General features: G+C 69.5%; 5 protein-coding genes. 4 read left to right on the forward strand and 1 reads right to left on the reverse strand.

Going from position 1 to position 6,858, the window contains the following annotated elements; genetic code table 11:
• The first annotated feature begins 383 nt into the window (after nt 1-383).
• Entirely contained in the window at nt 384-530 is a 147-nt protein-coding gene (locus AB0D57_RS46625; RefSeq protein ID WP_362088598.1) for a hypothetical protein, read from the forward strand.
• 58 nt (nt 531-588) lie between these two features.
• Complete coding sequence (gene sulP / locus AB0D57_RS46630) at nt 589-2,388, forward strand: sulfate permease (RefSeq protein ID WP_362088599.1); 1,800 nt, start codon at nt 589-591, stop codon at nt 2,386-2,388.
• A 108-nt stretch (nt 2,389-2,496) separates the two neighbouring features.
• On the opposite strand, the gene AB0D57_RS46635 is transcribed toward sulP, so the two are convergent.
• Nucleotides 2,497-3,837, reverse strand: coding sequence for a diacylglycerol kinase family protein (locus AB0D57_RS46635; protein ID WP_362088600.1), 1,341 nt, complete (start codon nt 3,835-3,837; stop codon nt 2,497-2,499).
• Nucleotides 3,838-4,097: 260 nt separating this feature from the next.
• On the opposite strand from AB0D57_RS46635, the gene AB0D57_RS46640 reads away from it, so the two are divergent.
• Complete coding sequence (locus AB0D57_RS46640) at nt 4,098-4,676, forward strand: 1,4-alpha-glucan branching protein (protein ID WP_362088601.1); 579 nt, start codon at nt 4,098-4,100, stop codon at nt 4,674-4,676.
• 94 nt (nt 4,677-4,770) lie between these two features.
• Nucleotides 4,771-6,633, forward strand: a complete 1,863-nt coding sequence (locus tag AB0D57_RS46645) for a CocE/NonD family hydrolase (protein WP_362088602.1) — start codon at nt 4,771-4,773, stop codon at nt 6,631-6,633.
• The last annotated feature ends 225 nt before the right edge of the window (nt 6,634-6,858 follow it).

A 6,858-nucleotide genomic window follows, 5' to 3' on the forward strand; every position in this document is an offset into this window, starting at 1 on the left:
CGTGGTGCGTGGTGCGTGGTGGGGCGGGGCGTACGTGGGCGCCGCGGCCCGGGTGGGCTCGCAGCGCCTTGCGACTGCTTCAGAGAAACAGGCTCCGGGGGGTGTCTGCAATGACCCCTTTTACTAGTGGTGGTCGCATCCAAGGAGAAAGTGCCTTCTGTGACCTGGCTCTCAAACCCCAGGTCAGAGGGGTTGACGACGCGTCCATGTCACGCTTTTCCGCTACGACCGCGCTTCGTATGTGACAGAAGTCCTGTGGGCTGGTTCACCCGCGAGTTGATGGAAAGTGCGCGAGGTGTTACGGAGTGTGACCGTGGAATGTGACGGGGGTCGCACCCCAACACCACCGCAGGGCATCCGAAACGGTCGTTCCCAGGACGCGGGTGCTGACGACGAGGTGGGACCGCCGTATTCTCGGCACGACCGAGATCAACGCGCAGCAGTTCGGCTGGGCGCTGCCGGCCGCCCTGGCACTTCTGCTCCTGTGGGAAGTGGGCAAGCTCCTGGCACGTCGGTCGAGAAGTGCCTGATGGGTCGACACTGGTCGGAGAGGACCGGGGGCGGCAGGGCAGAACGGAAGGACTGTCTGTGACAACCCCGCACACCAGCCACGGGCTTCTCTCCCGGTTGCGGGTTGTTCCCGGGATCCGTGCGGTGTCGTCCTACCGGCGAGAGTGGCTGGTCAAGGACCTGGTCGCGGGAGTCGTCCTGACCACGCTGCTGGTGCCGCAGGGCATGGCGTACGCCGAGTTGGCGGGCCTGCCGGCCATCACCGGCCTGTACACGACGATTCTCTGCCTGCTCGGATACGCGGTGTGCGGGCCGTCCCGGATCCTGGTGCTGGGCCCGGATTCCTCGCTGGGGCCGATGATCGCCGCCACCGTGCTCCCCCTGGTGGCGGCCGACGGGGATCCCGACCGGGCTGTCGCGCTGGCGTCGGTGCTCGCGCTCATGGTGGCGGCCATCATGATTCTTGCCTCGGTGGCGAAGCTCGGTTTCATCGCCGATCTGATCTCCAAACCGACGATGATCGGCTATATGAACGGCCTGGCCCTGACCATTCTGATCGGTCAGCTGCCCAAGCTGCTCGGCTTCAAAGTCGAGGCGGACAACCTGATCGGCGAGTGCGTCGGCCTCGTGCAGAAACTCGCCGACGGGGCTGCGGTGCCGGCCGCCGCCGCGGTCGGTGGCTGCGGGATCGTCCTGATCCTGGTCCTGCAGTGCTTCCTGCCGAAGGTGCCCGCGGTGCTCGTGATGGTGGTCCTGGCGATCGCCGCGGCCACGGTCTTCGACCTGGGCAAGCACGGCGTCAACCTGGTCGGCGAACTACCCGAGGGCTTCCCGCCGTTCACGATCCCCGACGTCCGACTCGCCGACCTCGCGCCGCTGTTCGCCGGTGCGCTGGGCATCGCCCTGGTGTCCCTGGCCGACACGATCTCCAACGCGTCGGCCTTCGCGGCCCGCGCGGGGCAGGAGGTCCGCGGCAATCAGGAGATGGCCGGGGTCGGTGTCGCGAACCTGGCGGCCGGTCTCTTCCAGGGCTTCCCCGTCAGCACGAGTGGATCCCGTACGGCGGTGGCGGAGCGCGCGGGGGCCAGAAGTCAGCTCACCGGGGTCGTCGGAGCGGCGCTCATCGTCCTCATGCTTGTGCTGGCTCCGGGCCTGTTCCGCAATCTCCCCCAGCCGGCCCTTGCCGCCGTGGTCATCACCGCGTCACTGTCCCTGGCCGACGTCCCGGGGGTGGTACGGCTGTGGCGGCAGCGCCGCGCGGAGTTCCTGCTGTGCGTCGCGGCTTTCGTCGGCGTGGCCCTGCTGGGCGTGCTGCCCGGGATCGCCATCGCCGTGGCCCTGTCCGTCCTCAACGTCTTCCGACGCACCTGGTGGCCGTACAACACCGTGTTGGGGCGGGCGCAGGGACTTGAGGGCTACCACGACGTCCGCTCCTACCCGCAGGCCGAGCTGCTGCCGGGCCTGGTGATCTACCGGTTCGACGCCCCGCTCATCTTCGCCAACGCCAAGACCTTCCGCGACGAGATTCTGCGACTGGCCCAGGCGGATCCGCGGCCGAGCTGGATCCTGATCGCGGCGGAGCCCATGACCGACGTGGACACCACCGCCGCCGACGTCCTGGAGGAACTCGACGAGCACCTCAACGCCCAGGACGTGCATCTGGTGTTCGCCGAGCTCAAGGACCCCGTGCGGCGCAAGATCGAACAGTATGGACTCACCCGCACCATCGACCCCCGGCACTTCTTCCCCACCGTGGAGGCCGCCGTCGCCGCCTTCAGACTGCGTACCGGAGCGGAGTGGACGTCCCTCACCACCACCGAACTGCCTGCCGAGCCCGGACCCGATACCCCTGCTCAACCGCCCACCGACGAGCAGTGACCGCGCGCTGGGTGCGGGAACTCCGGTGGTTTTCCGGACATCGGACCCAGGCGTGGCCGCATCTGTACCGCACGCCGTAGGTACGCCGGACCGACACCGGCCGTTCGCTCAGGTGGCGCCGCGTCCTGCCGCGACCCGCCCCATCGTCAGCGCCAGACGCCGCACCCGGCGCCAGTCCATCGGCGGGGCGCCGTGCGGCACGCCGGGCCGGTGCCGGGGCACGCGCACGCGCAGAGCGCCGGCCGCGAGTCGACAGCGCACCGGGGTGGGCAACATCAGGGCCTCGCCGTCGACACCGACCGGGATGAGGGGAGCCTGGGCGTCGACGACGACCTCTCGGGCGGTGGCCGCGCTCAGCCCGCGACCCTGCCCGCCACGCAGCAGGAGCTCCGTGGCTTCGGCGGCGTTGCCGACGTCGACACACAGCACGCCCAGCTCGCCGGAGTCCAGTCGCTCTCGGCGCCCCAGTCCCGCCGAGTCGCCCCTCTCATAGGGGTTGTTGCTCACCAGTACGGCCTGGGGGCCGTCCATGGTCAGCGATCCGGCGCGGACACTCAGCCGTGTGCCGCTGTGGTGAGTCAGCAGATCCGGCAGCATCTCCAGGATGGTGCGAGCCTTGTCGTCGCGATAGGCGGGGCTCTGCACGACTTCCGCGTACACGCCGAACGAGGCGTTGTTGATGAAGACCTGCCCCGTGCTCCGGTCCACAGGATCTCCCGCATGGAGGCAGCCGAGGTCGACGCGCAGTTCGACGCCGTCGGTCAGTGCCTCCAGACATCTGGAGGGATCCTGCCGGTCCAGGCCCAGATCCATGGCGAAGTGGTTGCGGGTGCCGGCGCTGATCACCATGAAGGGAATATCGTGCTCTGCAGCCACAGCGGCGACCGAGGCCTGCGTACCGTCACCACCCGCGACGCCGAGCAGGTCAGCTCCACTCTGGACGGCCCGGCGCGCCAGCTCGGCCACATCCTGCCGCCGGGCCGGATCCAGTACGACGACCTCGGCACCAAGGGCTCTGGCCCGCTCCGTCAGGCGGAATTTCTCGACCTTTCCGCCGCCTGAGAGCGGATTCATGATCAGGAACGGTCGCTCGGCCCGGCTGACGGAGCGCTCCGGCATGCTGGGCGAGGTGTCTTCGACAAGTGCGGCCCTGCCTGCGGAAACGGCCAGTGCCCAGAGGCCGAGCGAGACCAGCACGACCCACAGCAGCCCGGCAGCCGCGTACAGAAGCAGGACACCGAGCGGCGCGGCGACCACCAGCAGCGTGGCCAGCACCCTGATCCAGCCGGTGTGGGTGAGCATCCACCACCCGCCGGCCGCCGTGAGCGCCAGCCCTGCCCACCCCACTCCCATCAGCACGAGGCTTCCGAGCCCGGCGAAGACCACCAGCACCAGAAGCGCCGCCGCGCCCGCCGCCAGGGCCAGACGCGCGGTCCAGCGCCTGCTCATGGGGCAACCTCCCGCCGCTCCACCGGGTGCCGGACAGGATCTCGACCACCGCGTACCTGGTAGGCCGACTTCCCGTGGACATGGACGACCGCAGGCATCCACTTCAGGGTACGAGCGGTCGCCCTGCGCGGCATGTCCACCGTGAACGCCTGGCCTGGCGGTCCATGGCTCCCGGCGGCTCGGGAGGTACGGCGGTCTCCTATAGGTTCGATCACATCCCGTTGGAGGACGGGACCGGACCTACGCGTGAGGGAGCTCGCATGGCTTCGATCCACCGCACCACCATGACGCCCACCAAGCTGGAGTTGCTCACCGGCTGGCTGCCGAAGCAGAGCTGGTACGTGGGCGACGCGGAAACGCCGGAACTGGTGAAGGCCGGTGGGTTCCGTCTGGACGATCCGGAGGGCACGGTCGGGATCGAGTTCATGGTCGTGGTGGACGCCACCGCGCAGGAGCCGGTGGCGTATCTGGTACCGATGGGTTACCGCGGTGCGGTGCTGGAGGGCGTTCCCGGCGAGGCATTGATCGGCACCTCCGAGCACGGGGTACTCGGCACCCGGTGGATCTACGACGGCGTCCACGACCCGGTGGTGATGGCGCAGTTGCGCGCCCTCCTGCGCGGTGAGGCGATACCGCAGCACCAGAGCAAGAGCGACACCCCTGACCCGACCGTCACCGTGCATGGAACCGGCCCTGGCGACGGGCTTGACGTTCAGGTCAACCGCGTCCTGCGGTCGGTGGAGGCCGCGCAGAGGTCGTCCGAACACCTCGTCGCCGGGTGGACCTGGCCGAACGGAACGGCTGCACGGGGAGTACTCGCGGCCGTCGCGCCGTGGTAAGAGGTCGCGCGGAGACAGTAGGCGTGTGGTCATGGTCGGGTCGTGCGCGTATGCCGTGATCAGAACGGTGGTCAGCCTCTTCCGCCCCCACAGCATGGCCAGCGCCCGACAGCTGTTCGGCGATCTCGACAAGAAGACCGCCGACAAGAAGACCGCCGACGAGATGGCAGACTTCTTCACCGGCGCCACGGCCATGGCGCTGAACGAACGGCTGATCGACGGGCCGACCCCCTGGATCCGGGCGGATTCGCCGAGCGTCTGCTGCGGATCCAGTCCGATCTCACCGACGCACACCGCGGCCGGGCCCGCCCGCACACCGAGGACCCGAATGAAAACACCACCTCTGACCAGCCTGCTCGTCGAGCGAATACTGGGACTGCCGGCGCCGAAGACCCGGGACCTGCTGGTCGAACGTGACCTCAAGGTCCCGATGCGGGACGGCACCGTGCTGCTGGCCGACCGGTTGGCGCCCCGCACCGGCGGCGAGGGCCTGCCGACCGCGTTGCTGCGCAGCCCCTACGGGCGTGGTGGGCCGATCGCGCTGCAGCTGGCCCGGCCGCTGGCCGAACGAGGATTTCAGGTGCTGATACAGAGCACGCGCGGTACGTCCGGCTCCGGCGGGGACTTCGACCCGCTACGCCATGAACGGCTCGACGGGATCGACACCGTCGACTGGGTGTGCAAGCAGGCGTGGTTCGCGGGATCGCTGGTGTTGTGCGGCCCCAGCTACCTCGGATACACCCAGTGGGCCATGGCCGACCAGCTGCCCGCACAGGTCAAGGCGATGATTCCGGCGATGACCGATTCGGCGCTGGGGCTGGCGTTCCTGCGCAAGGATGCGTTCGCCCTGGAAGCGGCGTTCGGCTGGGGTGTGCTCGTCGAGGCTCAGCAACGCCGCTGGGCGACGGCCCGGTTCCTGCTGGGGGCTCGCCGGCGTCGCCGTGCCGAAAGAGTACTGCCGCTGTCCGACGCCGACAGCGCCGCCCTCGGCCACCGCTCCGACATCATCCAGAACTTCATGGTGCACGACACCGACTCTCCGTTCTGGGACGGAACCGACGTCAGCAACCAGGTCCCGGACGTGACCGTGCCCGCCAGCCTCATCGCCGGCTGGTTCGACGTGTTCCTGCCCGGCCAGCTGCGCGACTACGCCCGCCTGCAGGCCGCCGGCCGTCACCCCCGCCTCATCATCGGGCCCTGGTCACACAACTCGGCCTCGATCGTGAAAACCGTGGTGCGCGAGACCCTGGAGTTCGGACTGGGCCACGCCCACGGCACCGGCCCCGCCGACCGGGCACCGGTGCGCGTGTTCGTCATGGGCTCGGAGCAGTGGCGCGACCTGTCCGCCTGGCCCCCGCCGGAATACGCACCGGAACGCTTCCACCTGCACCCCGCCGGACGCCTCGCCCTCGCCCCGCCGCCGACATCGGAACCGGACTCCTACCGCTACGACCCGGCCGACCCCACGCCCGCCGTCGGCGGAGTACGCCTGCTGCCCGGCATCAAAGCCGGCCGCGTCGACAACACCGCGCTGGAAGCCCGCCCCGACGTTCTCACCTACACCAGCGACACCCTCACCGAGGACGTCGAGATGATCGGAGACGTCAGCGCCGACATCTGGTTCCGCTCCAGCCTGCCCCACGCCGACGTGTTCGTCCGCGTCTGCGACGTCGACGCCGCAGGCCGCTCCACCAACATCTGCGACGGCTTCATCGGCGTCACACACGCCGACGAACTCTCACGCGTCACCGTCACCCTGTCCCCCACCGCCTACCTGCTCCCCTCCGGCCACCGCATCCGCATCCAGGTCTCCAGCGGCGCGTTCCCCCAGTACAACCGCAACCCCGGCACCGGCGAACCCCGGCAGACCGCCACCGAGCTGAAGGCGGCAAACCAGCAGGTGTTCCACGACCCCGACCACCCCTCCACCATCAGCCTGCCCACCCGCACCCGCTGAACACCCCGCGCCCCGACCACGCGGACCACCCGGACCACCCGCGACGCACCGTGTCCCCACAGCCCGCAGGTAGGCGCGAGGGTGCACGTGTGTGGGTGTGGGTGTGGCGAAGGCGGCGGTCCCGGGGATCGGGGGGCCGCCGCCTTCGCGTCAGGGGGAGCGTTCGGGTTGTTCGGTGCTGGTTGCTCAGTACCAGTGGTGGGTCTGCCAGAAGTTCCAGGCGCC

It is taken from the genome of Streptomyces sp. NPDC048275 (genome assembly GCF_040652275.1).
GTDB lineage: Bacteria > Actinomycetota > Actinomycetes > Streptomycetales > Streptomycetaceae > Streptomyces.